The following is a 26327-nucleotide window of genomic DNA, read 5'->3' as shown; positions in this document are numbered from 1 at the left end:
CTACGCCCTGCGGATGGAGCTGTGCAATGCATCTTGATGTGCAGGACCTGAAAACCTTCTACTACCGGACCCGTCTGGGCCGGGCCGCCCAACGCGCCATTCGCAACCGGGTTCTGGAAATGTGGCCCGAGGCCAAGGGCCAGACCGTGGCGGGCTTCGGCTTTGCCGTGCCGCTTTTGCGACCTTATCTGGCGGATGCGCGGCGGGTGGTCGGTCTGATGCCGGGGCCACAGGGGGTGATGCCCTGGCCGGCGGGGATGCCCAATGTCTCGGTACTGTGCGAGGACGCGCGCTGGCCGCTGCCCACCGGCATGGTCGACAAGCTGGTGCTGATGCACGGGCTGGAAACCTCGGAATACCCCTCGGCGTTGCTGGATGAATGCAGCCGGGTGCTGGGGCCGGGCGGGCGCATCCTGTTTATCGTGCCGAACCGGGCGGGGATCTGGGCGCGGTCGGATCAGACCCCCTTCGGCTATGGCCGGCCCTACAGCCTGGGACAGCTGGAAGCGCAGATGAAGCGCCACGGGTTTTCCGCCGAACGTCACGAGGTCGCCCTGTTCCAGCCGCCCTCGCACAAGCGGTTCTGGCTGAAGGCCGGACCGTTCTGCGAGCGTGTCGGGCAAAGCCTGTCCAACCGCTATGCTGGCGGCGTGCTGATGGTGGAAGCCTGCAAGGAGGTCTTCCGCCCCACCGGCAACGCGGTGCGCGACGCGCTGCCCGATCCGATCCGGGTTCTGGGCGGCATGGCCCCGGCGCGTCCGGTGGCGACACGGTCCGGGCAAGACTGACTCGGTATTCGAAGAAATAATTATGAGAATCAAGGTCTCGAAAACGGGGCGGAAGCGGGCAATCGGGCTGTCCGGGAAATGACATGTCTGGTTTGCATGGATTGCACAAACCGTCGCACCCGCCCAAACCCCCTTATTTTCTGGCGCTCTGCTGCAATCTGAGCCATGTTGCGCTGTTGCCTGTGAATACCTGCTTTGCTACACCCGCGCTGATTTTGACGGCTGCGTGAGCACACGAGCCACAGGCCCCGACCGGTGCCGCCCGCAGGGTGTGTTCCGGCCAACGACATCGAAAGGGTGGACGTGTCCGAACCAGCTTCGATCTCCTCAGGCATCGCCGAGCGCTATGCCACTGCCATGTTTGATCTGGCAAAAGAAGAAGGCCAGCTTGCGGCCCTAGAATCCGATGCGGATGCCCTGGGCGCCGCCCTTGGCGAAAGCGCCGAGTTCGAGGCCATGGTGCGGTCGCCGCTGTATGCGCGCCAGGAACAGCAGGATGCCATCGTGGCGCTTGCCGGGAAAATGGGCCTGTCGGCGCTGACCAGCAACACGCTGGCCCTGATGGCTTCGAAACGCCGTCTGTTCGTGCTGCCGCAGCTGATCGCGGCCCTGCACGAGATGATCGCCGAGGAAAAAGGCGAAGTAACCGCCGATGTGAAATCGGCAGCCGCGCTGACCGACGCGCAGGCCGCACGCCTTGCGGAAACGCTGAAGGCGAAGATCGGCAAGGATATCAAGATCAAGGCGACCGTGGATGAAAGCCTCATCGGCGGTCTTGTAGTCAAGGTGGGCTCGCGGATGATCGACACGTCGATCGCGGCCAAGCTCGCAAACCTCCAGAATGCAATGAAAGAGGTCGGATAATGGGAATCCAGGCAGCCGAAATCTCTGCGATCCTTAAGGAGCAGATCAAGAACTTCGGACAGGAAGCAGAAGTTGCCGAGGTCGGCCGTGTGCTGAGTGTCGGGGACGGCATCGCGCGCGTTTACGGTCTGGACAATATCCAGGCCGGCGAGATGGTCGAATTCCCGGGCGGTATCCGCGGGATGGCCCTGAACCTGGAAAGCGACAACGTCGGCGTCGTGATCTTCGGGACGGACCAGGACATCAAGGAAGGCGACACCGTCAAGCGGACCAACGCCATCGTGGACGTCCCTGCTGGCGAAGCCCTGCTGGGCCGCGTTGTCGACGGTCTGGGCAACCCGATTGACGGCAAGGGGGCGATCGAGACCACCGAGCGTCGCGTCGCCGACCAGAAAGCGCCGGGCATCATCCCGCGTAAATCGGTCCACGAACCGATGGCCACCGGCCTGAAATCGGTCGACGCCATGATCCCGATCGGCCGCGGCCAGCGGGAATTGATCATCGGTGACCGTCAGACCGGCAAGACCGCCGTGGCGCTGGACACCATCCTGAACCAGAAAGTCTACAACGACGCCGCTGGCGACGACGAAAGCAAGAAGCTGTACTGCATCTATGTTGCCGTCGGTCAGAAGCGTTCGACAGTGGCACAGCTGGTGAAGAAGCTGGAAGAAACCGGCGCCATCGACTACACGATCGTCGTCGCCGCCACCGCGTCGGACCCCGCGCCGATGCAGTTCCTGGCGCCCTACGCCGCGACCGCCATGGCGGAATACTTCCGCGACAACGGTCGCCACGCGCTGATCATCTACGATGACCTGTCCAAACAGGCCGTTGCCTACCGCCAGATGTCGCTGCTGCTGCGCCGCCCGCCGGGACGTGAAGCCTATCCGGGTGACGTTTTCTACCTGCACTCCCGCCTGCTGGAGCGGTCTGCCAAGCTGAACGAGGATCACGGTGCCGGCTCGCTGACCGCACTGCCGATCATCGAAACCCAGGGTGGCGACGTGTCGGCCTTCATTCCGACCAACGTGATCTCGATCACCGACGGCCAGATCTTCCTGGAAACCGAACTGTTCTTCCAGGGCATCCGCCCGGCCGTGAACACCGGTCTGTCGGTGTCGCGTGTGGGCTCTTCGGCGCAGACCGACGCGATGAAATCGGTTGCCGGCCCGGTGAAGCTGGAACTGGCGCAGTACCGCGAAATGGCGGCCTTCGCCCAGTTCGGGTCCGACCTGGACGCTGCGACCCAGCGCCTGCTGAACCGCGGCGCCCGCCTGACCGAACTGATGAAGCAGCCGCAGTATTCGCCGCTGACCAACGCGGAAATCGTTTGCGTCATCTTTGCCGGCACCAAGGGCTACCTGGACAAGATCCCGGTGTCCGACGTGGGCCGCTTCGAGCAGGGGCTGCTGGCCTTCCTGCGGAACCAGAAGTCGGACCTGCTGGTCGACATCACCGAGAACGACCGCAAGGTCAAAGGTGAGCTGGAAGACAAGATCAAGGCTGCGCTCGACGAATTCGCTGCTAGCTTCGCTTGAGCACCTTGAGGGAGAGCGCACATGCCTAACCTTAAGGATCTCAAAAATCGGATCGAGAGTGTCAAAAGCACTCGCAAGATCACGAAAGCCATGCAGATGGTCGCGGCGGCGAAACTTCGCCGCGCCCAGGAGAGTGCCGAGGCTTCCCGGCCCTACACAGAACGGTTCAACGCCGTTCTGAGTGGGCTGGCGGCGTCGGTCGGCGGCTCCCCGAGTGCGCCGAAACTGCTCAGCGGAACCGGCGCGGATCAGACCCACCTTCTGGTGGTGATGACCTCCGAACGGGGCCTGTGCGGCGGCTTCAACTCGTCGATCGCCAAGCTGGCCCGCATCCATGCGCAAAAGCTGCGCGGGCAGGGCAAGACCGTGAAGATCCTGACCGTCGGCAAGAAGGGCCGCGAGCAGTTGAAGCGCGATCTGGGGGATCTGTTTGTCGCCCATGTTGACCTGAGCCATGTCAAGCGTATCGGTTATGACAACGCCCTGTCGGTGGCCCAGGATCTGCTGTCCCGTTTCGACGGCGGCGAATTCGACGTCTGCACCATCTTCTACGCCCAGTTCGAAAGCGTGGTCAGCCAGGTGCCGACGGCACAGCAGATCATCCCGGCGAGCTTTGAAGAAACCGCGGAAGCGAGCACGCTGTACGATTACGAGCCCAGCGAGGAAGGCATCCTGGCCGACCTTCTGCCTCGGGGTGTTGCCACGCAGGTCTTCGCGGCCCTGCTGGAAAACGCCGCCTCGGAGCAGGGCGCGCGGATGTCGGCAATGGACAACGCAACCCGCAACGCTGGCGAAATGATCGACAAGCTGACCATCGAGTTCAACCGCTCGCGTCAGGCCGTCATCACCAACGAGCTTATCGAAATCATCTCGGGCGCCGAGGCGCTCTAAAGGAACCGGAGACACGACATGGCACAAGGCAAGGTAGCCCAGGTCATCGGCGCGGTCGTTGACGTCAAGTTCGACGGCGAACTGCCGGCGATTCTGAACGCACTGACCACCGAAAACAATGGCAAGAAACTGGTTCTGGAAGTGGCCCAGCACCTCGGTGAAAACACGGTCCGGACCATCGCGATGGACGCCACCGAAGGTCTGGTTCGTGGCCAGGCGGTTGAGGACAGCGGCGCCCCGATCTCGATCCCGGTTGGCAACGCCACTCTGGGCCGTATCCTGAACGTCATCGGCGAGCCGGTGGACGAAAAAGGGCCGGTCACCGCAAGCGAGACCCGCGCCATCCACCAGCCCGCTCCGCAATTCGACGAGCAGTCGACCTCGAGCGACATTCTGGTCACCGGCATTAAGGTGATCGACCTGCTGGCGCCCTACGCCAAGGGCGGCAAGATCGGCCTGTTCGGCGGCGCCGGTGTGGGCAAGACCGTTCTGATCATGGAACTGATCAACAACATCGCAAAAGTGCACTCGGGCTTCTCGGTGTTCGCGGGTGTTGGCGAACGGACCCGTGAAGGCAACGACCTGTATCACGAGATGATCGAATCGAACGTGATCAAGCCGGACAACCTGGAAGAATCGCAGGTGGCCCTGGTGTACGGTCAGATGAACGAACCTCCGGGAGCCCGTGCCCGTGTGGCGCTGACCGGCCTGACCCTGGCCGAGCAGTTCCGCGACCAGTCCGGCACCGACGTTCTGTTCTTCGTCGACAACATCTTCCGCTTCACGCAGGCCGGTTCGGAAGTGTCCGCCCTGCTGGGCCGGATTCCTTCCGCTGTGGGCTACCAGCCGACGCTGGCCACCGACATGGGCGCGATGCAGGAACGCATCACCTCGACCAAAGCCGGTTCGATCACCTCGATCCAGGCCGTCTATGTTCCCGCGGACGACCTGACCGACCCGGCCCCGGCCACCACCTTTGCCCACCTGGACGCCACCACCGTTCTGTCGCGCGCCATCTCGGAACTGGGTATCTACCCGGCCGTGGACCCGCTCGACAGCTCGTCGCGTCTGATGGACCCGGCGGTTCTGGGCGAAGAGCACTACAACGTTGCGCGTGAAGTGCAGGGGATTCTCCAGCGCTACAAGTCGCTGCAGGACATCATCGCCATTCTCGGCATGGACGAACTGTCGGAAGAAGACAAACTGACCGTTGCCCGTGCCCGGAAAATCCAGCGCTTCCTGTCGCAGCCCTTCGACGTTGCGAAAGTGTTCACCGGTTCGGACGGTGTTCAGGTCCCGCTGGAAAAAACCATCGAGTCGTTCAAGGCCGTCGTGGCCGGCGAATACGATCATCTTCCCGAGGCCGCCTTCTACATGGTGGGCGACATCGACGAAGTGATCGCCAAGGCCGAGAAGATGGCCGCGGACGCGGCATAAGGGAACAGGCGCATGGCTGATACCCTACAATTCGACCTCGTGTCGCCCGAGCGGAGCCTGGCTTCGCTCACCGCGACCTCGGTCCAGATCCCGGGCGCCGAAGGTGACCTGACGGCCATGCCGAACCATGCGCCGTTGATCACCACCCTTCGTCCCGGAATCCTCAAGGTGACCGGGCCGGACGGCACCAGTGAATTCGCCGTCACCGGCGGGTTTGCCGAGATCACCGCAGATGCGACCACGGTCCTGGCCGAGCGGGCCTTTCCCCGCCACGCCGATTCCAGACCGGCCGTCGAGGAACACCTGGTCGCCGCCCGCAGCACCCACGAGGATGCGTCGGGCGAGCACAAGGATGTGGCTGCCAAACTGGTGGCCGATCTGGTCAAGCTTCTGGAAGACATGGAATAACGCAGTTTTATTGCGTGTTCTGAACCCCTCGGATCACATCCGGGGGGTTTTCTTGTGTTCGGAATGCGCTATTCCTCTGACCACCATGGCGTCCCGGTTCGGGGCGTGTCCCCCCCGTGTTCAACAGGAAAGCTTGCCCAACAGATGCTTCGCCGCCTTCTCTTGATTCTATTTTTCGCCGCGGTTTCAGGTCAGGTCCTGACCGCGCCCGCTTTTGCCCAGACCCCCCCCGCTGCCGCGGGCGCTGATGAATCGGCGGAAGCCCCGGCCGAGGGCGATGCCGCCGCCGCCGAGGAAGCGCCCGCCGAAGAAGGGCCGTCCTATCCCGAAGGACTGGACAGCACCGGAATTCCTCTGGACGAGTTGAAGCTGCTGGTCATTCCGCTGACGGCGGACCAGTTGCAGGCCCTGGCCGAAACCTGGCTGGAGATCGTCCAGCGTCAGACGCAGGCGGTCGTCGATCAGCAGGTGGTCATCCTGCAGGCCGAAGGCGACGCCACCGAGGACATGCGGGACCGGCTGACTTCCATGAGCGACCAGCGCGGCGAAGCCTTTGCCCGTTATATCACCGTGGTCGACGCCTTCGAGAAGAAGGGCGGCGACGAGGCCGTGGTGGCGTCGTTCCGTGCCTACCGAAATGCGATCATTGTCGATGAAAAGCAGAACGCGGACTGGCGGACATTGGTCAGTCTGGCCCTGTCGTGGGCGCAGGATCGCGAAGGCGGTATTGCCCTTGCAATCCAGGTCGTGACGATCGTCGGTGCCTTCATCCTTCTGTTGATTGTCAGCCGCACCGTGCGCGGCTTCGTGCGCCGGGCGCTTGGCCGGGTGCCGAACCTGTCGCGGCTGTTGCAGGCTTTCCTTGCGATGGTGGTCTACTGGCTGACCATCGCGATCGGTCTGATGGTGGTGCTGTCGGCGCTCGGGATTGACGTTACGCCGATGTTCGCTCTGGTCGGTGGTGCTTCCTTCATCATTGCCTTTGCCTTCCAGGACACGCTGGGCAACCTTGCCGCCGGTCTGATGATCATGTTCAACCGCCCCTTTGACGAGGGCGACTATGTGACCATCGCGGGCATGGGCGGTACGGTGAAATCGGTGTCGGTGGTGTCCACCACCATCAACACGCCCGACAACCAGGTCATCGTGATCCCGAACTCGAAGGTCTGGGGCGACGTGATCACCAACACCACCGCTTCGACCACGCGCCGGGTCGATCTGACCTTCGGCATTGGCTATGACGACAGCATCTCTGATGCGCAGGCCATCCTTGAGCGGGTGGTAGAGGAGCATCCGCTGGTGCTGAGCGATCCGGCCCCGGTGATCCGGGTCAGCGCGCTGGGAGCCAGCTCGGTGGACTTCATCTGCCGGCCCTGGGTCAACAGCACGGACTACTGGACCGTCTATTGGGATCTGACCCGCCAGGTCAAAGAGGCCTTTGACGAAGGCGGAATCTCGATCCCCTTCCCGCAGACCGACATGCACCTGCACGTGGCCTCGGGGATGGCGCCGGCGCCGCTGCTGGGCGTCGCCCCGGTTGCGGTGGACGGTGACCACGGGCTCGGGCGGCCCAAGGGTGCGCCGGACTTCAAGTCCGGCGACGAAGGTGCCGACGAAAGCACCGACGACACCTAGACCATCCGCGCGGTCAGCCGGTCACAGGCCCGGCTGACCAGCACGTGCAGGGTCAGCGTCAGGCAGGCCAGCACAACCAGCGCTGCGAACATCAGGTCGATCTTGGCGCGGCCATTGGCCAGCAGCATCAGGTAGCCAAGCCCGTTGCTGGCCCCGACCCATTCCCCGATCACTGCCCCGATGGGGGCATAGACCGCGGCCAGCCGCAGGCCCGAGGCCAGTCCCGGAAGCGCGGCGGGCACGCGGATGCGCCAAAGCCTCTGACGCGGTGTCGCCTGCATGGTCTGGGCCAGATCCAGATAGCCGCGCGGGGTCTGCATCAGCCCGTCGAAAAAGGCCGAGGTGACGGGGAAATAGATGATCAGCACCGCCATCAGCACCTTCGACCACAGCCCGTAACCCAGCCACAGGGTCAGGATCGGCGCCAGCGCGAAGACCGGCAGCGCCTGGGTCAGCACCAGCGCCGGGCGGATCAGCCGCCGCGCCAGCCCCGAGGTGGCCAGTTGCAGCGCCGTGACGATCCCCAGCAGGGATCCCAGCACCAGCCCCGCCAGCACTTCGGAAAAGGTCACCAGCGCGTGCCAGCCGATCAGCCCGGCATTGTTCCACAGGGCCTGCGCCACCCGGACCGGGCCGGGCAGGATGAAGGGCGGCAGATCGGCCAGCGTCACCAGCGCCTGCCACAGCCCCAGCAGCACGGCGGTCACGAACAGCGCGTTCAGGATCCGGGCGCCCATGTTACGCCTTCCCGCGCAGGTGTTGCAGAAGCTGTGCCTGCGCCGTCAGCAGGGCGGGGTCGTCCACCGCGCGCAGCGGCGCACCGGGGGGCGTGGGCATCTGCGCAAGCCCATGGGATTCCAGCACGAAGATGCGGTGGCCCAGCCGCGCGGCCTCGGCCGGATCATGGGTGACCAGCAGCACGCTGCGCCCGGCCAGCAGGCCGAAGGCCAGATCCTGCATGTCGGCGCGGGTGCGGGCGTCCAGCGCCGAAAACGGCTCGTCCAGCAGCACCACGGGGCGATCTTCCATCAGCGTGCGGGCCAGCGCCACGCGTTGCCGCTGACCGCCCGAAAGCGCCGCGGGCCGCTTGCCGGAATGGGCCGCAAGTCCAACATCTGAAAGGAGTTTTTCGGCGCGCGCCCGTTCCGCCTTCTGGCCGCGCAACTCGGCCCCCAGCATCACGTTGCCCAGCACGCTGCGCCACGGCAGCAGCAGGTCGTCCTGGGCCATATAGGCCAGGTGCGAAGGGGGGAGCGGGCCGCCGTCGGCGGTGATCTGGCCGGTGAAGCGGGCGCCGGTGTCCAGCCCGGCGATCAGCCGCAGGATAGTGGATTTGCCGACGCCCGACGGTCCCAGCAGACAGGTCCAGCCGCCGGGTTCCAGTGTCAGGTCCAGCGGGCCGAACAGCGTCGCGCCGCCGATTTCGGCCTGACCCGAAACCCGGATCGCCGGGGCGCTCATGGCGCCAAAACCCGCGTCTGGAAAACGTCCGGAAAAGGTATGGCTGGCGTATGGCTGCGGGGCGGCTGGGTCACGGGGTCATCCCCATGTCCCAGAAGCCGACTTCCAGCGCCGTGGCGCGGGTGAACTGCGCCTGCAATTCGGGCCAGCGCGGGGCGGCATCGAACTCCGGCCCGATGCGGCGGGCAAGGGCGGCGTCGATCATCGCGCCAGTGTCGCGGCAGAGATCCTGATATTCGGCCCCGCCATAGGTCTCGATCCAATCGCCGTAAGGGGTGTCGGCGGCCCGTTCGACCGAAAGCCGCGCGCCGATCTCGCCATAGCCCAGCACGCAAGGGGCCAGCGTCGCCAACAGGTCGGCCAGATCGCCGGAATGGCCGGCATCCAGCACATAGCGGGTATAGGCGAGGTTCTCGGGCCGTTCGGTGGCGGTGAACAGGTCCTCCTCGGAGATGCCGGCCTCGGCGCAGGTGGTCACATGCAACTGCATCTCGTGGTTGACCAGCGCGTTCACCGTGGCGGCGGCGGCCTTCATCTCGTCCAACGTGCGGGACTTGGTGACCGCCAGCGCCCAGGCGCGCGAGAAATGCACAAGGAACACATAGTCCTGCACCAGGTAGTGCAGGAAGTTTTCGCGTGGCAGGGTGCCGTCCTTCAGCCCTTCGACGAAGGCGTGCCGGGTATAGGCCTGCCAAGGGTCCGCCGCGCCAGCCCGCCACAGGGCGAAGGCGCGGCCATAATCGGGCGCACTCATTGCGCGCCCAGATCCACGGCCAGTTGCGACACCGGGCGGGTGCCTTCGACCAGACCGCTGTCGGCAAGGAAAGCCTCGAACCGTGCGTAGCGGCCCGCGTCCAGACCGGCCGGCGTCAGGGAGAAGCGCGGATAGGTGTCGACCCAGGCCTTGGCGTTCAACTCGTCCTGAAGCTCCTTGGCGGTGCCCGAGAACACCTCCCACGCGGCTTCGGGGTTGTTGATGATGTATTGGGTGGCCAGTTCCGTGGCGGTCAGGAAGCGGCGGATCATGTCGGCATCCATGGTGTCCGGGTTGGCGACGTAGATCAGTTCGTCATAGGCGGGGATGCCTTCTTCCTCCAGATAGAAGCAGCGGCCCGCGATGCCCTCGATCTCCATCTGGTTGAGTTCGAAGTTGCGAAAGGCGCCGATGACCGCATCCACCTGACCGGCCATCAGCGCGGGCGACAGAGACCAGTTGACGTTGACCAGTTTGATGTCGTCCATGGTCAGCCCGCCGTTGGACAGGATCTTGGTCAGCAGCGCCTCTTCGACACCGGCGACCGAGAAGCCGACCTTGCGGCCGTCCAGATCGGCGAGGGTCTTGACCGGGCCGTCTTCCAGCACCAGCAGGCAGTTCAGCGGCGTGGCGACCAGCGTGCCGACGCGGATCAGCGGCAACCCTTCGGCGACCTGAAGATGCAGTTGCGGCTGGTAGGAGACGCCCAGATCGGCGCGGCCCGCGGCCACCATCTTGGGCGGGTCCGAGGGATCGGCGGGGGCAATGATCTCGACCTCAAGATCCTGTTCTGCGAAATAGCCCAATTCCTGCGCGACGATGATCGGCCCGTGATCGGGGTTCACGAACCAGTCGAGGATCAGGGTCATCTCGTCGGCGGCCTGCGCGGGCAGGGCAAGCATCAGGGCGAGGGCAGAGGCGGCAAGGGTTCTCATCCTTGGGTCCTTTCGGGATAGGTGGCCGCGGGCGGCCAATAGGCGTGGAAATGATGGGTCGGGCCGTGGCCGTGGCCGACGGAAAGCTCGCCCGCCCTGGCAACCGCGCCGGTGACATAGGATTTGGCGGTGCGCACCGCTTCGGGATCCGAGGCGCCCATGGCCAGTTCGGCCGCCAGCGCCGAGGACAGGGTGCAGCCGGTGCCATGGGTGTTGGCGGTGGGAATGCGGGCGGCTTCGAACCAGCGCAGGCCGTGGTCCGAGACCAGCAGGTCCGGGCTTTGGTCGCCGGGCAGGTGGCCGCCCTTCAGCAGCACCGTGCGGGGGCCGAAGGCGCGCAGGGCGGTGGCCTGGTCCTCCATCGCCGCGCGGGTGGTGGCGGGGGACGCGCCCAGCAGGGCCGCGCCTTCGGGCAGGTTGGGTGTCAGATGGGTGGCCAGCGGCAGCAGGTGGCGGGTCAGCGCTTCGACCGCATTGGGGTCCAGCAGGGCCGCCCCGCCCTTGGCGATCATCACCGGGTCCAGCACCACCGGAATGCCGCGATGCGGGGCAAGGGCGCGGGACACCGCCTCGGCGATCTCGGCGGTGGCGATCATGCCGATCTTCACCGCATCGACGCGCACATCGGCAAAGACGGTGGCGATCTGGTCGGCGACGAAGGCCGGCGGCACAAGGTGCACGCCGGTGACGCCGGTGGTGTTCTGCGCGGTCAGGGCCGTCAGCGCGGCCATGGCGTAGCAACCGCGCGCCGAGATTGCCTTGAGGTCGGCCTGGATGCCGGCGCCGCCCGAGGGGTCGGAGCCGGCGATGGACAGCACGTTGGGGATCATGAGCGGGCCTCCGAGAGCGCGGTGACAAGGGTGTGTGTGGCGGCTTGCGCGTCGGGCTGGCCGCAGATGGCCGAAACCACGGCAAGGCCCTGTGCGCCGGCCCTCAGGGCGTCTCGCGCATGTTCGGGCTTCAGCCCGCCGATGGCCACGGCGGGCACCGGGGCGGCGGCCACGATCCGGGCCAGACCGTCGAATCCCACGGGGGTCTTGTGGTCGGTCTTGGTGGGGGTGGCGAAGACCGGGCCACAGCCGACGTAATCGACAAGGGCCGGATCCACTTGCGCGGCAAGTTCAGGGGTTTCCACCGACAGGCCAAGCAGCGGGGTTTCACCCAGCCGGGCGCGGGCCTCGGCCACCGGTAGGTCGCCCTGGCCGATGTGCAGCCCGTGGGCGCCGATGGCCAGCGCAGCATCGATGTCATCGTTGACGATCAGGGCTACCTTGGTGCCCTCCAGCAGGCGCATCAACGTCCGACCGGTGTCGATCAGGGCTTCGGTGCCATGGGTCTTGTCGCGCAGTTGCACCACGGTGATCCCGCCCGCCAGCGCAGCGCGGGTGGTGGCGATCATGCCCTCGGGGCCGCCGCACAGGCCGGGGTCGAGCACCAGATAGGCCGAGAGGTCGGGCAGGGGGCGGCGGCTCATGCGGCGTGCCTTTCGATCCAGTCCAGATCCTCGGGCTTGGCAAGGTAGAGCGCATCCAGAAAGGCGGGCGCGAAACTTCCCGGTCCGGCGGCACCGATGCCCGCGCGCTGACCGGCGGCGGCAAACAGCGTCAGGGCGGCGGCGGTGGCGTCGAACGGGTCCTCGGTGACGGCGGCGAAGGCGGCAACGAGGCTGGACAGGGCGCAGCCGGTGGCGGTGACGCGGGGCATCAGCGGGTGGCCGCCGTGGATCCGCAGGGCGCGGGTGCCGTCGGTGACGAAATCAACCTCGCCGGTGATGGCCACGGTGCCGCCGGTGCGGACGGCCAGCGCCCGGGCGGCGCCTTCGGCGGCGGCGACCGGATCGCTGGCATCGACGCCACGCCCTTCTGACGCTTCACCGGCCAGTGCCAGGATTTCCGAGGCGTTGCCGCGAATGATGGTCGGGCGCAGGTCCACGAGGTCTTGCGCGACGCGGGCGCGGTAGGGGGTGGCGAAATGGCCGACCGGGTCCAGCACCCACGGCGTGCCCGCCGCCTGTGCCCCGGCGATGGCGGCGCGCATGCCGTCGACCCATGGCGGCGACAGGGTGCCGATGTTCACTGACAGCGCGCCCACGACCCCGGCGAAATCGCCGCTTTCCTCGGCGCAATGGATCATGGCCGGGGCAGCGCCCGCCGCCAGCAGCACGTTGGCCGAGAAATTCATGGCCACGAAATTGGTGATGCATTGCACCAGCGGGGTCTGGGCACGCAGGGTGCGCAGGGCCTCGGCAGGGGGGGTGGTCACGTCTTGCGCCTCCTATCAAGACGCAGGAGGCAATGCGGGGCAGCAACGGGGCGGGTCCGCAAGACTTCCTACGCCGGGATCAACCGGATCAGGTTCCAAGGGTACGTCTCAGCCCAGCGGGCGCCCCTGTCTCGGGCAGGGGGTAAACCACAGTCTCGCGGCCGTGTCACGGGCGAAAATCGGCGCGGGGGGGGGGCGGGCTGCCGCCGGGCAGGCGGCGCTAGGCGCTGGCCAAGGGATGCCGGATCGAACCGGGGGATGCCCCCTGCCGGGCCGCGAACCGGACGGCCCAGCGATGTGGTGTACCTACAGAGAGCCGGACAGACTTCGCGGGCGGGCGGCGTTGCACCCCCGGCCGCGCGCGACGGGTCTAGTCGGTCAGCGGGGCGGCGCGCGCCTGCACTGGCGTCCTGCGCGCGCCGCCGCCGGACCCGCGGGGGCAAGGAGGTCTCCCCTCGGGTCATCCGAATGCCATGGTGAGTGCATTTTGCACCGGCCGTTTCCGGCACCAGTTCCGGCAGCCCTTGGTCTAGCAGCCGAATCTCATCAAATTGTTGACGCCGGAGCTGCGCGGGTCCCATCAGGGTATGGAATTTCCCACCCGGCGCGGGAAATCACCGTGCGGGTCGCCTTGCACAACGCTGCGGCACGACCCGGCAACCCCCCGGATTGTCACCGCAATATCACTTGCCGTTCCCCCGCAGCTTGTGTCAGCCTTGGCCATGCAGACCATTTCCTCCTGGGCCGACTGTGCCCCCCGTTTGATTGCCGTCGCCGCCGGTCGCGCGCCTGCCGACCTTGTTCTGAAAGGCGGCACCTGGGTCAACGTTCACACGCGCGAATGCCTTGAAAATCACGACCTGGCCATTGCCGACGGCCGGTTTGCCTATTGTGGGCCCGACGCCAGCCATTGCATCGGACCGGAGACGCAGGTGATCGAGGTCGCCGGGCGCTTCATGATCCCCGGCATGTGCGATGCGCATATGCACATCGAAAGCGGCATGCTGACCCCGGCGGAATTCGCCCGCGCGGTGATCCCCCATGGCACCACCACCATGTTCACCGATCCCCATGAGATCGCCAATGTGCTGGGCCTGCGCGGCGTGCGGCTGATGCATGACGAGGCGCTGCTGCAGCCGGTCAACATCTTCACCCAGATGCCCAGTTGCGCGCCCTCGGCACCGGGTCTGGAAACCACCGGCTATGAAATCACCCCCGAGGATGTGGCCGAGGCGATGGTCTGGCCCGGTATCATCGGGCTGGGCGAGATGATGAATTTCCCCGGCGTGGTCAATGGCGACCCCAAGATGCTGGCCGAGATTGCGGCGACGCAAGCCGCGGGCAAGACCGTGGGCGGACATTATGCCAGCCCCGATCTGGGCCCGGACTTTCATGCCTATGCGGCGGGCGGCCCGGCGGATGATCACGAAGGCACCTGCGAGGGCGATGCCATTGCCCGCGTGCGCGCCGGGATGCGGTCGATGATGCGGCTGGGCTCGGCCTGGTACGACGTGGAAAGCCAGATCACGGCGGTCACCGAAAAGGGGCTGGACCCGCGCAACTTCATCCTGTGCACCGACGATTGCCATTCCGGCACGCTGGTCAATGACGGCCATATGAATCGGGTGCTGCGCCATGCCATCGCTTGCGGCTGCGACCCGCTGGTGGCCCTGCAGATGTGTACGATCAACACCGCCACCCATTTCGGGCTGGAGCGTGAATTGGGGTCCATCGCGCCGGGGCGGCGGGCGGATGTGATCCTGACCTCGGACCTGACCGCGCTGCCCATCGAGACGGTGATCGCGCGGGGGCAGGTGGTGGCCGAAAACGGCCGGATCACCGTGGAGTGCCCGCATCTGGACTGGCCCGAGGACGCCCGCGCCACCGTGCATCTGGGCAAGACCCTTGCCGCGCCCGATTTCGAGATCCCGGCCCCCGAAGGTGCCAATCACGTCACCGCCAAGGTCATCGGCGTGGTCGAGAATCAGGCCCCGACCAAGGCGCTGGTGCGCGAACTGCCGGTGGTCGATGGCCGGATCGAAGGTGATCCCGCGCAGGATGTCTGCCAGATCGCGCTGGTCGAGCGTCACCGCGCCACCGGCGAAGTTCAGAATGCCTTCGTGTCGGGTTTCGGGTATCAGGGCAACATGGCGATCGCCTCGACCGTGGCCCATGACAGCCATCACATGATCGTGGTGGGCACCGCGCGCGCGGATATGGCGGCGGCGGCGAATCATCTGGGCGAACTGGGCGGCGGCATCACGGTGTTTCGCGACGGGGTCGAGCTGGCTTCGGTGCCCTTGCCGGTGGCGGGGCTGATGTCCGACAGCCCGGCGGCCGAGGTGGCCGCACAGGCACAGGCGATGGTCGAGGCCATGGCAACCTGCGGCTGCACCCTGAACAACGCTTACATGCAGCATTCGCTGCTGGCGCTGGTGGTGATCCCGGAACTGCGCATTTCCGACATGGGGCTGGTGGATGTCACCCGCTTCGAACTGACCGATCTGATTGAAAGCTGAACCCCTTATGAACGACGTATCCCTTCTGACGCCGCCCGAGATGCCGGCGCGCGAATTCACCGATCCCGCGCTGGCCGTGGCCTATCTGCAGGAGCTGTACGATGTGGCACGGCTGCATCTGGCCGATGGGTTCGAGGCGGCGCTGAAAGCCGGCGAGCCTGCGGGCCGCTATCGCGCCTATTACCCCGAGATCCGGGTGGTCATGGGCTCGTACGCGCCTGTGGACAGCCGGTTGAGCTTTGGCCATGTGGGCCATCCGGGCGAATTCGCCGCCACGGTGACCCGGCCCGACCTGTTCGAGAACTATCTCAAGCAGCAGATCCGGCTGCTGCAAAAGAACCACGGCACGGCAGTGCGAATCGGGGTCTCGGACACCCCGATGCCGTTGCATTTCGCCATGGCCGGCAAGGCGGTGCCCCATGACGGCGCGCTGACCTTCGCCCTGCGCGATGCCTTCGACGTGCCCGACCTGAATTCGACCAACGACGATATCGTCAACGGCATGGTTCCAGCCGGGCCGGGCGCGGTGTCGCCGCTGGCGCCCTTCACGGCGCAGCGCATCGACTATTCTCTGGCCCGTCTCAGCCACTATACCGCCACCGACCCCGAGCACTTCCAGAACCACGTGCTGTTCACCAACTACCAGTTCTACGTGGATGAATTCGAAGCCTTCGCGCGGCAGGTGCTGGGCGATCCGGACAGCGGCTATACCTCTTTCGTGGGGCCGGGCAATGCCACGATCACCGGTCCCAAGGACGACCTTCTGCATCCCGGCAAGCTGCCGCAGATGCCGTCGTATCACCTGACCCGCGCCGACGGCTCGGGGATCACGCTGGTCAACATCGGGGTCGGTCCGTCGAACGCCAAGACCGCCACCGACCATATCGCCGTGCTGCGCCCGCATGCTTGGCTGATGGTGGGCCATTGCGCCGGGCTGCGGAACTCGCAGCGGTTGGGCGATTTCGTGCTGGCCCATGCCTATCTGCGCGAGGATCACGTGCTGGACGACGATCTGCCGGTCTGGGTGCCGATCCCGCCGCTGGCCGAGATCCAGGTGGCACTGGAACAGGCGGTGGCCGAAATCACCCGGCTGGAAGGGTACGAGCTGAAACGCATCATGCGCACCGGCACCGTGGCGACCATCGACAACCGCAACTGGGAACTGCGCGATCCTACCGGCCCTGTGCATCGCCTCAGCCAGTCACGGGCCATTGCGCTGGATATGGAAAGCGCCACCATCGCCGCCAACGGCTTCCGCTTCCGCGTGCCCTATGGCACATTGCTCTGCGTCTCCGACAAGCCGCTGCACGGCGAGCTGAAGCTGCCCGGCATGGCCAGCGACTTCTACAAGACGCAGGTTTCGCGGCATCTGGAAATCGGGGTGCGGGCGATGGAGCTGCTGCGCGACATGCCGCTGGAACGCATCCATTCGCGCAAACTGCGCTCTTTCGAGGAGACGGCCTTCCTCTGAGAGCCAAAAAACCCTTGAAAACTTGCCTTTTCGCCAAGGAAAGCAGGCGAAAACCATTGTGCCGCTGAATCGCTTGCCGCTAGACTGAGGCCAATGACAAAAGGCAGGCTCTGGAGGCTAGAATGAGCAAACCGATGACCAAGGCACAACTGGTGGCAGCAATCGCCGATGAAATGGGGGCAGACAAGAAGACCGCGACCGCGGCGCTGGACGCCATCACCGGGCTGATCACCCGCGAAGTTTCGGGCGGCGGTGCCGTGACCCTGCCGGGTGTCGGCAAGTTCTACTGCCGCGAGCGTCCCGAGCGTATGGTGCGCAACCCCGCCACCGGCGAGCAGATCAAGAAAGAGGCCGACAAGGTGGTCAAGATCACCGTCGCCAAGGCGCTGAAAGACAGCGTCAACGACTGACCGTTTGGGGCAGGGCGCTTGCCCGTCCCGGCACATCGTGATCAAGGGTCGCCCGGTGCGGCCCTTTTTCGTTGGAGCGCGACATGGATCTCAAGGCAATTCTGGCGGGGCTGGCCTTCGGGCTGATGTGGTCCTCGGCCTTCACCTCGGCCCGCATCATCGTGGCCGAGGCGCCGCCGATCGCGGCCCTGGCCCTGCGCTTCCTGATCTCGGGCGGCATCGCGGTGGCGATTGCGCTGGCGCTAGGCCAGACGTGGCGGCTGACCCGGCGCCAGTGGCAGGCGACGCTGATCTTCGGGGTCTGCCAGAACGCGCTCTACCTCGGGCTCAACTTCGTGGCGATGCAGACGGTAGAGGCCTCGGTGGGCTCGATCATCGCCTCGACCATGCCGCTGGCGGTGGCGGCCTTCGGCTGGCTCGCCATGGGTGAACGGCTCAGCCGGCAGGCCATCGCCGGTCTGGTGGCCGGGCTGATCGGCGTCGTGGTGATCATGAGCGCCCGGATCAGCGGCGGCGCCGATCCCTTCGGCATCGGTCTTTGCGTGCTGGGGATGCTGGCGCTGACCACGGCGACGCTGATGGTGCGCGGTGCCACGTCGGGCGGCAACCTGCTGATGATCGTCGGGCTGCAGATGCTGGTGGGCTCGGCGGTGCTCTGGGTGCCGGTGCTGATCACCGGGATCGAGCCGGTGATCGTGACCTGGCGTCTCGGCGCGGCCTTTGCCTATACCACCGTGGTGCCGGGGCTGCTGGCCACCATCGTCTGGTTCTGGCTGGTCAATCGGGTAGGGGCGACCCGCGCCGCCACCTTCCACTTCCTCAACCCGGTATTCGGCGTTCTGGTCGCGGCGGTGGTGCTGGGCGAACCGATCCGGCTGACCGATGGCATCGGGGTGCTGATCGTGACCATGGGAATCCTCGCGGTGCAACTGTCGCGCCAACGGCCCGCGCAGACGGCCTGATCTCCGCCGCGGCGGTCGCCGACCCAGCCTGATTCTTCTTGGCGAAAATACTCAAAAGGCGCCGCGCAGCGGCGCCCGGCCCAACGGGACGCGCTTCGGCACGAAGCAAGGACGGGCGGGAGTGGCCCCCCGGCTGTTATGTTCCGATCCGGCCGCGCAGGCCTTCGCCGTTCTGGCCCCGGTGCAGCAGCAGGTGATCCAGCAGCACACAGGCCATCATCGCTTCGCCCACCGGCACCGCGCGGATGCCGACGCAGGGATCATGGCGCCCCTTGGTGATGATCTCGGTCTCTTCGCCGTCGCGGGTGATCGTGCGCCGGGTGGTCAGGATCGAGGAGGTCGGCTTGACCGAGAAGCGCAGCACCACGTCCTGCCCGGTCGAGATCCCGCCCAGGATGCCGCCAGCGTGGTTCGAGGAATACTCCGGCCCGGTCGGCCCCATGAAGATCTCGTCGGCATTGGCGCTGCCGGTCAGGGCGGCGGCCTCCATACCCTCGCCGATCTCGACACCCTTGACCGCGTTGATCGACATCATCGCGGCGGCCAGATCGGTGTCGAGCTTGCCATAGACCGGCGCGCCCAGCCCGGCGGGCAGGCCGCTGGCGGTCAGTTCGATCACCGCGCCGACGCTTTCACCGGCCTTGCGCAGCCCGTCCAGATAGGCGGCCCAGTCCTCCGCCGCCTGCGCGTCGGGCACCCAGAACGGGTTCTGCGCGATCTGGTCCCAGTCGAAGCGGTCGCGGTCGATCCTGTGCGGCCCCATCTGCACCATGTAGCCGGTGATCTTCAGATCCGGCACCAGCGTGGCCAGGGCCGCCCGTGCCACCCCCCCGGCGGCCACCCGTGCCGCGGTTTCGCGCGCCGAAGAGCGTCCGCCGCCGCGGTAGTCGCGGATGCCGTATTTCTGCCAATAAGTGATATCCGCATGGCCGGGGCGGAACTTCTCGGCGATGTCGCCATAGTCCTTCGACCGCTGGTCGGTGTTGCGGATCATCAGCTGGATCGGCGTGCCGGTGCTCTGGCCCTCGAAGACGCCGGACAGGATCTCGACCGCGTCGGCCTCGCGCCGCTGGGTGGTGAACTTCGAGGTGCCGGGCTTGCGCTTGTCGAGCCAGACCTGAAGCGCCTCGGCCTCGATCGGCACGCCCGGCGGGCAGCCGTCCACGGTGGCGCCCAGGGCAGGCCCGTGGCTTTCGCCCCAGGTGGTGACACGGAACAGGTGACCGAAGGTGTTGAGGGACATGCGCAGGCTCCTTTGCCCGATGGATTAGCCGGGGCGGGGGCGGGGCTCAAGCCGGAAGCTGCAGTTTCCGGGGCGCGACCACCATGCCGGGCCACCAATGCAAAACGCGCGCCCCGAGGGACGCGCGTTTCGAAAGAGCGGGGGAAAGACGGATCAGTCTTCCTTGGCGGCTTTCTTGACCGGTGCCCAGAGGCGCTTGTTGGTCAGGTACAGCAGCACCGTCAGAACGGTCAGGAACAGCACGGCGGTCAGGCCGGCATCCTTGCGCGCCATCATCTTGGGCTCGGCGGCCCACATCAGGAAGGCGGACACGTCCTGGGCGATGGATTCGGCATCGTTGGGCGAGCCATCGGCGTATTCCACCAGACCATCCTCGATCGGCGGGCCCATGGCGATCCAGCCGCCGGCGAAGACCTCGTTTTCATAGAACAGCGTTCCGGCCTGTTCCTTTTCCTCGCCCGTATAGCCGACCAGCAGGCTGGCGATGTATTCGGCACCGCCGATGCCATTGACCAGCTGGCTGAGACCACTGCCCAGCGGGCCGTGGAAACCGGCACGGGCCTTGGCCATCAGGCTCAGGTCGGGCGCGTTTTCCAGGTTGCTGCCGGGGAAGTGATCGGTCGGCGCGGCCGGGCGATAGTCGTCCAGCGCGGGATCGAAGACCTCCCACTGCGCGGCATAGGCCCGGACCTGGTCTTCCGGCAGGGCCGGACCACCTTCGTCGCCCAGCGTCCGCAGGGGGACGTATTTCAGGCCGTGGCAGGCCGCGCAGACCTCGGTGTAGACCTGAAGGCCGCGCTGCAGCTGATGCTCGTCGTAGGTACCGAACGGCCCTTCGAACGAGAAGCTGTAGTCGTGGACATGGCCACCGCCACCGGCTGCCAGGGCACCGCTGGCCGAAACGGCCAGGGCAGCGAGCGATGCAAGAACGGTTTTCTTGAACATGGGTTCTCTAGTCCTCTTACTCGGCCGGGGTCGTGGCAGCGGCATCAGCCGATTTCGCTTTGCCGTAATGGGCCTTGAAGTCGTCTTCGATGGTGGCGACCTGGGGCTCCGGCTTCTCGATCACGCCCAGCAGCGGCAGGATGACCAGGAAGTAGCCGAACCAGTAGGCCGAGGCGATCAGCGACAGCGACGAATAGGGCTCTTCGGCGGGCATGGCGCCCAGCCACATCAGGGCCATGAAGTCGAAGCACAGCAGGTAGAACCACCACTTGAACATGGGGCGGTAGCGACCCGAGCGCACCGACGAGGTGTCGAGCCAGGGCACCAGGGCCATCACCGCGATGGCGCCGAACATGGCCAGAACCCCGAAGAACTTGGCATCGATGATGCCGAAGGACAGGAAGTTGGCGATCTGAACGACCCAGACGTCGGCGGTGAAGGCGCGCAGGATGGCGTAGAACGGCAGGAAGTACCATTCGGGCACGATGTGCGCGGGCGTCACCAGCGGGTTGGCTTCAAGGTAGTTGTCCGGGTGGCCCAGGTAGTTCGGCATGAAGCCGACGATGGCGAAGAAGATCACCAGCACGAAGGACAGCGCGAACACATCCTTGATCACGAAGTACGGCCAGAAGGGCAGGGTGTCTTTCTTGACCGAGTCCTTGCTGTCGGTCCGCACCGGCACGCCCGACGGGTTGTTGTTTCCCGTGGTGTGGAAGGCCCAGATGTGCACCACCACGAGGGCGGCAATCACGAAGGGCAGCAGGTAGTGCAGCGAGAAGAAGCGGTTCAGCGTATAGCCGCCCACCGCCGGTCCGCCCAGCAGCCAGGTCTGGATCGGTTCGCCGATGAAGGGGATGGCGCCGAACAGGCCGGTGATCACGGTCGCGCCCCAGAAGGACATCTGACCCCAGGGCAGAACGTAGCCCATGAAGGCGGTGCCCATCATGCACAGGTAGATCAGCATCCCGATGATCCATGTGATCTCGCGGGGGGCCTTGTACGACCCGTAGAACAGGCCGCGGAAGATGTGCAGATAGACCGCGACGAAGAACAGCGATGCGCCGTTGGCGTGCAGGTAGCGCAGCATGTGGCCCCCGTTCACGTTGCGCATGATATGCTCGACGCTGGCAAAGGCCGCGCTTTCGGACGGCACATAGTGCATCACCAGCACGATGCCGGTGGCGATTTGCAGCACCAGGCAGAAGGCCAGGACGATGCCCCAGATCCACATCCAGTTGAGGTTCTTCGGAGTGGGGATCATCAGGGTGGTATAGAGCAGGCCGATGATTGGCAGGCGGCTTTCCACCCACTTCTCAGCTTTGGTCGACGGCTCGTAATGGTCGTGAGGAATTCCGGACATGCGGGCTCTCCCTTAGCCGAGTTTGATAGTGGTTTCGTCGGCGAAGGCGGCGACGGGAACATGAAGGTTTTCGGGTGCGGGTCCGCGACGGATCCGGCCCGAGGTGTCGTAGTGCGACCCGTGGCAGGGGCAGAACCAGCCGCCGTAGTCACCGGCGCCATCGCCCAGCGGGACACATCCCAGGTGGGTGCAGACGCCCATCATCACCAGCCATTCGCCGCTTTCGTCCAGCGCGCGGTTGGCATCTTCGGCATCGGTCGAGGCGTCGAGGTTGAAGTTGCGGGCGAAGGGGTCGATGAGCTCGCTCATTTCGACGCCCTGGGCCTCGGCAATTTCTTCTTCGGTGCGACGGCGCAGGAACACCGGTTTGCCCAGCCACTGAACCGTGATCTGGGTGCCGCTTTCAACACCGCTGATGTCGACGCGGATCGACGACAGCGCCTGAACGTCGGCGCTGGGGTTCATCTGGTTGACCAGCGGCCAGACAGCCGCGCCGGTTGCAACCGCACCGGCCCCGGCGGTCGCGTAGTAAAGGAAATCCCGGCGGGTGCCTTCGTGATCTTCTGCGTGGGACACGGAAATTCTCCATCATTTTCGTCGGAATAACCGACGCAAACCCTGGCCGCATATTACGCAGCCTCACCGCCGGTAGGTAGACCTCTGCCCGGGACGGGTCCAGCGGACAATCTAGCGCATGACGGGCGAAATGCCGCAGAAATGCCATGTTTGCGGTCTCAAAAGAGCACATTTCGTGAAAGGGGATTGCACCGGCGCCGGTTGACTGCCAATTCCAAGATCAATTTCACGCCTCGCCCATGCTCCCGGATCGTCGCGCCGCGACACATCGGGGGTCGGAGAACCAGACATGCGCAAGATCTCTACGCTTCTCGCCGCCCCGATCGTGGGCTTCGCCCTGTCGATGGCCGCGTTGCCCGCGGCGGCCGAGTTCGAATTGCAGGCCTACGGTGGGTTCCAGACGTCCCCGCACAGCACCGTCAAAGGGTCCGACCCGAACGGCGTCGGCGATTTCAACTTTACCGCCGGATGGGACGGCAAGTCCTTCGAGGCGCCGCCCTATTGGGGCGTGCGCGGGATCTGGTGGCGCGACGAGGTTCTGGGCTTCGGGGTCGATTTCAACCACGCCAAGGTTTACGCCGACGACGAAACCCTCGACGAAAGCGGATTCGAACGGCTGGAGTTTACCGACGGGTTGAACATCCTGACCGCCAACGTGTTCCGCCGCTTTCCCAGCCTTGAGCGCAAGTGGACGCCCTATGTGGGCGGTGGCGCCGGTGTGGCGATCCCGCATGTGGATGTGGAATCCTCGGGCAGCAAGACTTTTGGCTACCAGGTGACCGGCCCCGCGGTGCAATGGGTGGCGGGCGTGTCCTATCCGTTCGCCGAAAGCTGGTCGGTCTTCGGCGAATACAAGGGCACCTATTCGATGAACAAGGCGGATCTGAAGGGCGGCGGCAAGCTGGAGACCAACATCGTCACCAACGCGCTGAACCTGGGGGTCGGTTTCCGGTTCTGAGGCTTCTTCACCTTGCAGGCTTCAAGCCCCCGGTCGCAGGGCCGGGGGCTTTTTCGTGTCAGCCCGCAGGTGGCACCGTGGCCTGCATCGACGGTCGTTCGGCGAAACCGGCGTACCAGTCGGACAGCGCCGGAGCGTCGGCGCGCCAGTTGCGGGCATCGTGGCGGAAGTCCAGATAGCCGAGCGCACAGCCCATGGCGATCTGCCCCATGGTCATCGGTCCGGCCAGATGGCCGATCCAGCGCGCTTCCAGTGCGTCGATCGACCGGGCGATCTTGGCCCACCAGGCATCCTTCAGGGCGGCGACCGAGGTGCCCTCGGGGCGGATGCGATCCTCGTAGACCATGGTGACGGCGGCATCGAGCATGCCATCGGCGGTGGCTTCCAGCGTCAGCACGTCCCAGAGGTGCGGGGCCTCGGGGTACAGCCGGGCCCCGGCGCGATGGTCGAGGTACTGGGTGATGACGCGGCTGTCATACAGCGCCGGACCCTCGGGGCGTTCCAGCACCGGGATCTTGCCCAGCGGGTTCTGGGCCAGCGGCATGGCCGAGCTGTCGAGCGGGGTGCCGCCGGTCTGAACCAGCTCGATGCTGTCGATCTGGCCGGTCTCGTGCAGCAGCACGAGGCATTTGCGAACAAAGGGCGAAGTGTGGGAGCCGTGCAGACGCATGGGGCGCGTTCCTTCTGGTTGGGCAGTCGCGCAAACCCTAGGCCGCTATGAGCGGTTCCTCAAGTCAGGCGGCGAGGCGGCTTCCGTCATGGCCGGAAATCCGGGCGGTCACGATCTGGCCCACGGGCTGGGCCGTGGCAAAGCGCACCTCGGCGAATTGCGGGGTGCGGCCCAGATCGGGCGCCTCCATCAGTACCGGATGGGCGCGGCCCAGTTGCGCCTCAAGATGCCGGTTCACGGCGCTGCTGCCCGCCGCCCGCAGACGCGCCGCGCGCTCCTTGATGGCCCGGCCGTTCACGGGGGGCATTTTCGCCGCCGGGGTGCCCGGACGCGGCGAATAGGGAAAGACGTGCAGCCAGGTCAGGTGGCAATCGTCGACCAGTTTCAACGAGTTTTCGAACATCGCCTCGGTCTCGGTCGGGAAACCGGCGATCAGATCCGCGCCGAAGGTGATGTCGGGGCGCAGGCGGCGGGCCTCTTCACAAAAGGCGATGGCGTCGTCGCGCAGGTGGCGGCGTTTCATCCGTTTCAGGATCATGTCGTCGCCCGCCTGCAATGACAGGTGCAGATGCGGCATCAGGCGCGGCTCGCTGGCGATGGCTTCCATCAGCGCCGGGTCGGCTTCGATCGAATCGATGGAGCTGATGCGCAGCCGCGACAGGTCGGGCACCAGCTTCAGGATGCGCCGCACCAGATCGCCCAGACGCGGCCCGCCCGGCAGATCGGCGCCCCAGGAGGTCAGATCTACCCCGGTCAGCACCACCTCGTTATAGCCCTTGTCCACCAGCCGGGTGATCTGATCGACCACCACGCCTGCGGGCACCGAACGCGAGTTGCCGCGCCCGAAAGGGATGATGCAGAAGGTGCAGCGATGATCGCAGCCGTTCTGCACCTGCACATAGGCGCGGGAGCGGGTGCCGAAACCATCGATCAGGTGGCCGGCGGTTTCGCGCACCGACATGATGTCGTTGACCTGAACCTTCTCGGTCTCGCCGATCCAGTCGGCCCCGGCCAGCCCGGCCCAGGTCTCGGGCTGCATCTTCTCGGTGTTGCCGATGACGCGCGCGACCTCGGCCATTTCGGCAAAGCTTTCGGGATCGGTCTGCGCCGCGCAGCCGGTGACGATGATCTTCGCGTGCGGGTTGTCACGATGCAGGCGGCGAATGTCCTGCCGGGCCTTGCGCACCGCTTCCGAGGTGACCGCGCAGGTGTTGACGATGATCGCATCGTCCAGCCCGGCCTGTGCCGCCAGATCCTTCATGGCTTCGGTTTCATAGGCGTTCAGGCGGCACCCGTGGGTCGAGAATACCGGCGGTTTGGCGGTCATGACAGCGCCGCCAGCAGGCTGGGCGACAGGGTGCCGGAAAATACCTCGGCCGTGGGGCCGGTCATCCAGACGCCATCCTCGCGCCAGTCGATGATCAGCCAACCGCCGTCCAACTCGATCCGAACCTCGCGCTCGGTCAGCCCCAGCTTGTGGGCGGCTACCGCTGCCGCACAGGCACCGGACCCGCAGGCCAGCGTCACGCCTGCGCCGCGTTCCCAGACCCGCATACGCAGGGTGCCGTCGGCGCGGTGTTCGATGAATTCGACGTTGGTGCGTTCGGGAAACAGCGGGTCGTGTTCCAGCTTCGGGCCGATCTCTTCCAGCGCCACGGCCGCGACATCGCTCACCACGGTGATGCAATGGGGATTGCCCATGCCCACGGCGGCCGGGCGACCGGGCAGGGGCAGCGCCATGATATCGACGTCGCGGGCCAGCGGGATCTCGCGCCAGTCCAGTTGTGGCTGGCCCATGTTGACCGACACCATGCCTTCGGCCCCGCGTCTGGCCGACAGCAGCCCGCGTTCGGTCTCAATGACAAGGCTGTCGGCGCCGCGTGCCGTCATGGCCCGCTCGGCCACGCAGCGGGTGGCATTGCCACAGGCGCCCGAGCGCGAGCCGTCGGAATTCCAGAACAGCAGCTTCAGATCGGCCCGCGCGCTGGGCAGAACCTCGGCCAGTTGGTCAAACCCCACGCCGCGATGGCGGTCGCCCACGGCCCGCGCCAGCGCCGGGGTCACCGGCATTCCGCTTTGCGCGGTATCGACGACCACGAAATCATTGCCCAGCCCGTGCATCTTCACGAAGGGCAGGGCGGCCGGAAACTCAGGGGAACTGTTCATCATCGCGGGCATATAGACCCGCCCCGGAAAAAAATAAAGATGCCGCGAAAAAAGTCGGAAAAGCTGCTTGACCC

General features: G+C 65.8%; 26 protein-coding genes and 1 riboswitch. Of the genes, 12 read left to right on the top strand and 14 right to left on the bottom strand.

All coding sequences use genetic code 11. The features are described from left to right. The first annotated feature begins 26 nt into the window (after positions 1–26). The 7 genes from H8B03_RS01255 (at position 27) to H8B03_RS01225 (ending at position 7561) form a co-directional block, all read left to right on the top strand. Positions 27–788: a class I SAM-dependent methyltransferase gene (locus H8B03_RS01255; RefSeq protein WP_193139476.1), complete on the top strand. Its 762-nt coding sequence runs from the start codon at positions 27–29 to the stop codon at positions 786–788. Positions 789–1091: 303 nt separating this feature from the next. After that, positions 1092–1652 (top strand): F0F1 ATP synthase subunit delta, encoded by a 561-nt coding sequence (locus H8B03_RS01250; RefSeq protein ID WP_193139474.1) that lies wholly within the window; start codon positions 1092–1094, stop codon positions 1650–1652. Further along, positions 1652–3190 carry a F0F1 ATP synthase subunit alpha gene (gene atpA / locus H8B03_RS01245; RefSeq protein WP_193139472.1) on the top strand — a complete coding sequence of 513 codons (1539 nt, stop codon included), beginning with the start codon at positions 1652–1654 and terminating at the stop codon, positions 3188–3190. The genes H8B03_RS01250 and atpA overlap by 1 nt, the downstream gene beginning before the upstream one ends. 21 nt (positions 3191–3211) lie before the next feature. Further along, positions 3212–4081 carry a F0F1 ATP synthase subunit gamma gene (locus H8B03_RS01240; protein ID WP_193139470.1) on the top strand — a complete coding sequence of 290 codons (870 nt, stop codon included), beginning with the start codon at positions 3212–3214 and terminating at the stop codon, positions 4079–4081. Positions 4082–4099: 18 nt separating this feature from the next. Then, positions 4100–5518 carry a F0F1 ATP synthase subunit beta gene (gene atpD, locus H8B03_RS01235; RefSeq protein WP_193139468.1) on the top strand — a complete coding sequence of 473 codons (1419 nt, stop codon included), beginning with the start codon at positions 4100–4102 and terminating at the stop codon, positions 5516–5518. Between the two features lie 12 nt (positions 5519–5530). Beyond that, on the top strand, positions 5531–5926 hold the full coding sequence (locus H8B03_RS01230) for a F0F1 ATP synthase subunit epsilon (RefSeq protein WP_193139466.1): 396 nt from the start codon (positions 5531–5533) through the stop codon (positions 5924–5926). Positions 5927–6088: 162 nt separating this feature from the next. Then, positions 6089–7561: a mechanosensitive ion channel family protein gene (locus tag H8B03_RS01225; protein WP_226925628.1), complete on the top strand. Its 1473-nt coding sequence runs from the start codon at positions 6089–6091 to the stop codon at positions 7559–7561. Here the strand turns inward: H8B03_RS01225 and H8B03_RS01220 are convergent. The 7 genes from H8B03_RS01220 to thiM form a co-directional block, all read right to left on the bottom strand. Then, the gene (locus H8B03_RS01220) at positions 7558–8298 is read right to left on the bottom strand and encodes an ABC transporter permease (RefSeq protein ID WP_193139462.1); all 741 of its coding nucleotides are present in this window, start codon (positions 8296–8298) and stop codon (positions 7558–7560) included. The two genes, H8B03_RS01225 and H8B03_RS01220, sit on opposite strands and share 4 nt — an antisense overlap. Before the next feature lies 1 nt (position 8299). Then, positions 8300–9022, bottom strand: coding sequence for an ABC transporter ATP-binding protein (locus H8B03_RS01215; RefSeq protein WP_193139460.1), 723 nt, complete (start codon positions 9020–9022; stop codon positions 8300–8302). 70 nt (positions 9023–9092) lie between these two features. Further along, a complete protein-coding gene (tenA, locus tag H8B03_RS01210) occupies positions 9093–9776 on the bottom strand; it encodes a thiaminase II (protein ID WP_193139458.1) in 684 nt (227 codons plus the stop codon). Then, complete coding sequence (locus H8B03_RS01205; RefSeq protein ID WP_193139457.1) at positions 9773–10711, bottom strand: ABC transporter substrate-binding protein; 939 nt, start codon at positions 10709–10711, stop codon at positions 9773–9775. The genes tenA and H8B03_RS01205 overlap by 4 nt, the downstream gene beginning before the upstream one ends. Then, the gene (thiD, locus tag H8B03_RS01200; RefSeq protein ID WP_193139455.1) at positions 10708–11541 is read right to left on the bottom strand and encodes a bifunctional hydroxymethylpyrimidine kinase/phosphomethylpyrimidine kinase; all 834 of its coding nucleotides are present in this window, start codon (positions 11539–11541) and stop codon (positions 10708–10710) included. Before thiD ends, H8B03_RS01205 begins: the two co-directional genes overlap by 4 nt. After that, a complete protein-coding gene (gene thiE / locus H8B03_RS01195) occupies positions 11538–12185 on the bottom strand; it encodes a thiamine phosphate synthase (protein WP_193139453.1) in 648 nt (215 codons plus the stop codon). The genes thiD and thiE overlap by 4 nt, the downstream gene beginning before the upstream one ends. Continuing rightward, positions 12182–12973 (bottom strand): hydroxyethylthiazole kinase, encoded by a 792-nt coding sequence (thiM, locus tag H8B03_RS01190; protein ID WP_193139451.1) that lies wholly within the window; start codon positions 12971–12973, stop codon positions 12182–12184. Before thiM ends, thiE begins: the two co-directional genes overlap by 4 nt. Positions 12974–13021: 48 nt before the next feature. After that, positions 13022–13111: riboswitch (TPP riboswitch) on the bottom strand. 584 nt (positions 13112–13695) lie between these two features. On the opposite strand from thiM, the gene ade reads away from it, so the two are divergent. The 4 genes from ade (at position 13696) to H8B03_RS01170 (ending at position 18335) form a co-directional block, all read left to right on the top strand. Beyond that, entirely contained in the window at positions 13696–15492 is a 1797-nt protein-coding gene (gene ade / locus H8B03_RS01185; RefSeq protein WP_193139450.1) for an adenine deaminase, read from the top strand. A gap of 7 nt (positions 15493–15499) precedes the next feature. Continuing rightward, a complete protein-coding gene (locus H8B03_RS01180) occupies positions 15500–16963 on the top strand; it encodes an AMP nucleosidase (protein ID WP_193139448.1) in 1464 nt (487 codons plus the stop codon). Between the two features lie 122 nt (positions 16964–17085). Then, entirely contained in the window at positions 17086–17373 is a 288-nt protein-coding gene (locus H8B03_RS01175; protein WP_193139446.1) for an HU family DNA-binding protein, read from the top strand. 83 nt (positions 17374–17456) lie between these two features. Continuing rightward, positions 17457–18335, top strand: coding sequence for a DMT family transporter (locus H8B03_RS01170; RefSeq protein ID WP_193139444.1), 879 nt, complete (start codon positions 17457–17459; stop codon positions 18333–18335). A 136-nt stretch (positions 18336–18471) separates the two neighbouring features. Here H8B03_RS01170 and aroC read toward each other — a convergent pair whose 3' ends face one another. The 4 genes from aroC to petA form a co-directional block, all read right to left on the bottom strand. Then, complete coding sequence (gene aroC, locus H8B03_RS01165; protein ID WP_193139443.1) at positions 18472–19578, bottom strand: chorismate synthase; 1107 nt, start codon at positions 19576–19578, stop codon at positions 18472–18474. A 153-nt stretch (positions 19579–19731) separates the two neighbouring features. Further along, entirely contained in the window at positions 19732–20523 is a 792-nt protein-coding gene (locus H8B03_RS01160) for a cytochrome c1 (protein ID WP_193139441.1), read from the bottom strand. A 16-nt stretch (positions 20524–20539) separates the two neighbouring features. Continuing rightward, positions 20540–21883: a cytochrome b gene (gene petB / locus H8B03_RS01155; RefSeq protein ID WP_193139439.1), complete on the bottom strand. Its 1344-nt coding sequence runs from the start codon at positions 21881–21883 to the stop codon at positions 20540–20542. A gap of 12 nt (positions 21884–21895) precedes the next feature. After that, entirely contained in the window at positions 21896–22459 is a 564-nt protein-coding gene (gene petA / locus H8B03_RS01150; protein WP_193139437.1) for a ubiquinol-cytochrome c reductase iron-sulfur subunit, read from the bottom strand. Positions 22460–22748: 289 nt separating this feature from the next. On the opposite strand from petA, the gene H8B03_RS01145 reads away from it, so the two are divergent. Continuing rightward, positions 22749–23417 carry an outer membrane protein gene (locus H8B03_RS01145; protein ID WP_226925627.1) on the top strand — a complete coding sequence of 223 codons (669 nt, stop codon included), beginning with the start codon at positions 22749–22751 and terminating at the stop codon, positions 23415–23417. A 58-nt stretch (positions 23418–23475) separates the two neighbouring features. Here H8B03_RS01145 and H8B03_RS01140 read toward each other — a convergent pair whose 3' ends face one another. From H8B03_RS01140 to dapF, 3 genes are all read right to left on the bottom strand, one after another. Further along, positions 23476–24087: a glutathione S-transferase gene (locus H8B03_RS01140; protein ID WP_193139435.1), complete on the bottom strand. Its 612-nt coding sequence runs from the start codon at positions 24085–24087 to the stop codon at positions 23476–23478. A 64-nt stretch (positions 24088–24151) separates the two neighbouring features. Then, positions 24152–25414, bottom strand: a complete 1263-nt coding sequence (gene mtaB, locus H8B03_RS01135) for a tRNA (N(6)-L-threonylcarbamoyladenosine(37)-C(2))-methylthiotransferase MtaB (RefSeq protein WP_193139433.1) — start codon at positions 25412–25414, stop codon at positions 24152–24154. Further along, positions 25411–26265 carry a diaminopimelate epimerase gene (gene dapF, locus H8B03_RS01130; RefSeq protein WP_226925626.1) on the bottom strand — a complete coding sequence of 285 codons (855 nt, stop codon included), beginning with the start codon at positions 26263–26265 and terminating at the stop codon, positions 25411–25413. The genes mtaB and dapF overlap by 4 nt, the downstream gene beginning before the upstream one ends. Positions 26266–26327 lie beyond the last annotated feature (62 nt).

Origin of the sequence: Meridianimarinicoccus sp. MJW13 (genome assembly GCF_014901205.1) — a bacterium.
Classification (GTDB): Bacteria; Pseudomonadota; Alphaproteobacteria; order Rhodobacterales; family Rhodobacteraceae; genus Meridianimarinicoccus.
The sequence above is the reverse complement of the archived record's forward strand: the minus strand, read 5'-3'. Positions and strand labels throughout refer to the sequence as shown.

Excerpts from the sequence above, each read along its gene's own strand:
- H8B03_RS01145 (WP_226925627.1), top strand. The coding sequence starts at position 22,749 with ATGCGCAAGATCTCTACGCTTCTCGCCGCCCCGATCGTGGGCTTCGCC.
- ade (WP_193139450.1), top strand. The coding sequence starts at position 13,696 with ATGCAGACCATTTCCTCCTGGGCCGACTGTGCCCCCCGTTTGATTGCC.
- H8B03_RS01180 (WP_193139448.1), top strand. The coding sequence starts at position 15,500 with ATGAACGACGTATCCCTTCTGACGCCGCCCGAGATGCCGGCGCGCGAA.
- dapF (WP_226925626.1), bottom strand. The coding sequence starts at position 26,265 with ATGCCCGCGATGATGAACAGTTCCCCTGAGTTTCCGGCCGCCCTGCCC.
- H8B03_RS01220 (WP_193139462.1), bottom strand. The coding sequence starts at position 8,298 with ATGGGCGCCCGGATCCTGAACGCGCTGTTCGTGACCGCCGTGCTGCTG.
- H8B03_RS01205 (WP_193139457.1), bottom strand. The coding sequence starts at position 10,711 with ATGAGAACCCTTGCCGCCTCTGCCCTCGCCCTGATGCTTGCCCTGCCC.
- H8B03_RS01215 (WP_193139460.1), bottom strand. The coding sequence starts at position 9,022 with ATGAGCGCCCCGGCGATCCGGGTTTCGGGTCAGGCCGAAATCGGCGGC.
- H8B03_RS01230 (WP_193139466.1), top strand. The coding sequence starts at position 5,531 with ATGGCTGATACCCTACAATTCGACCTCGTGTCGCCCGAGCGGAGCCTG.
- H8B03_RS01255 (WP_193139476.1), top strand. The coding sequence starts at position 27 with ATGCATCTTGATGTGCAGGACCTGAAAACCTTCTACTACCGGACCCGT.
- H8B03_RS01175 (WP_193139446.1), top strand. The coding sequence starts at position 17,086 with ATGAGCAAACCGATGACCAAGGCACAACTGGTGGCAGCAATCGCCGAT.
- aroC (WP_193139443.1), bottom strand. The coding sequence starts at position 19,578 with ATGTCCCTCAACACCTTCGGTCACCTGTTCCGTGTCACCACCTGGGGC.
- atpD (WP_193139468.1), top strand. The coding sequence starts at position 4,100 with ATGGCACAAGGCAAGGTAGCCCAGGTCATCGGCGCGGTCGTTGACGTC.
- mtaB (WP_193139433.1), bottom strand. The coding sequence starts at position 25,414 with ATGACCGCCAAACCGCCGGTATTCTCGACCCACGGGTGCCGCCTGAAC.
- petB (WP_193139439.1), bottom strand. The coding sequence starts at position 21,883 with ATGTCCGGAATTCCTCACGACCATTACGAGCCGTCGACCAAAGCTGAG.
- H8B03_RS01240 (WP_193139470.1), top strand. The coding sequence starts at position 3,212 with ATGCCTAACCTTAAGGATCTCAAAAATCGGATCGAGAGTGTCAAAAGC.
- tenA (WP_193139458.1), bottom strand. The coding sequence starts at position 9,776 with ATGAGTGCGCCCGATTATGGCCGCGCCTTCGCCCTGTGGCGGGCTGGC.
- H8B03_RS01170 (WP_193139444.1), top strand. The coding sequence starts at position 17,457 with ATGGATCTCAAGGCAATTCTGGCGGGGCTGGCCTTCGGGCTGATGTGG.
- atpA (WP_193139472.1), top strand. The coding sequence starts at position 1,652 with ATGGGAATCCAGGCAGCCGAAATCTCTGCGATCCTTAAGGAGCAGATC.
- thiD (WP_193139455.1), bottom strand. The coding sequence starts at position 11,541 with ATGATCCCCAACGTGCTGTCCATCGCCGGCTCCGACCCCTCGGGCGGC.
- thiE (WP_193139453.1), bottom strand. The coding sequence starts at position 12,185 with ATGAGCCGCCGCCCCCTGCCCGACCTCTCGGCCTATCTGGTGCTCGAC.
- H8B03_RS01140 (WP_193139435.1), bottom strand. The coding sequence starts at position 24,087 with ATGCGTCTGCACGGCTCCCACACTTCGCCCTTTGTTCGCAAATGCCTC.
- H8B03_RS01160 (WP_193139441.1), bottom strand. The coding sequence starts at position 20,523 with ATGTTCAAGAAAACCGTTCTTGCATCGCTCGCTGCCCTGGCCGTTTCG.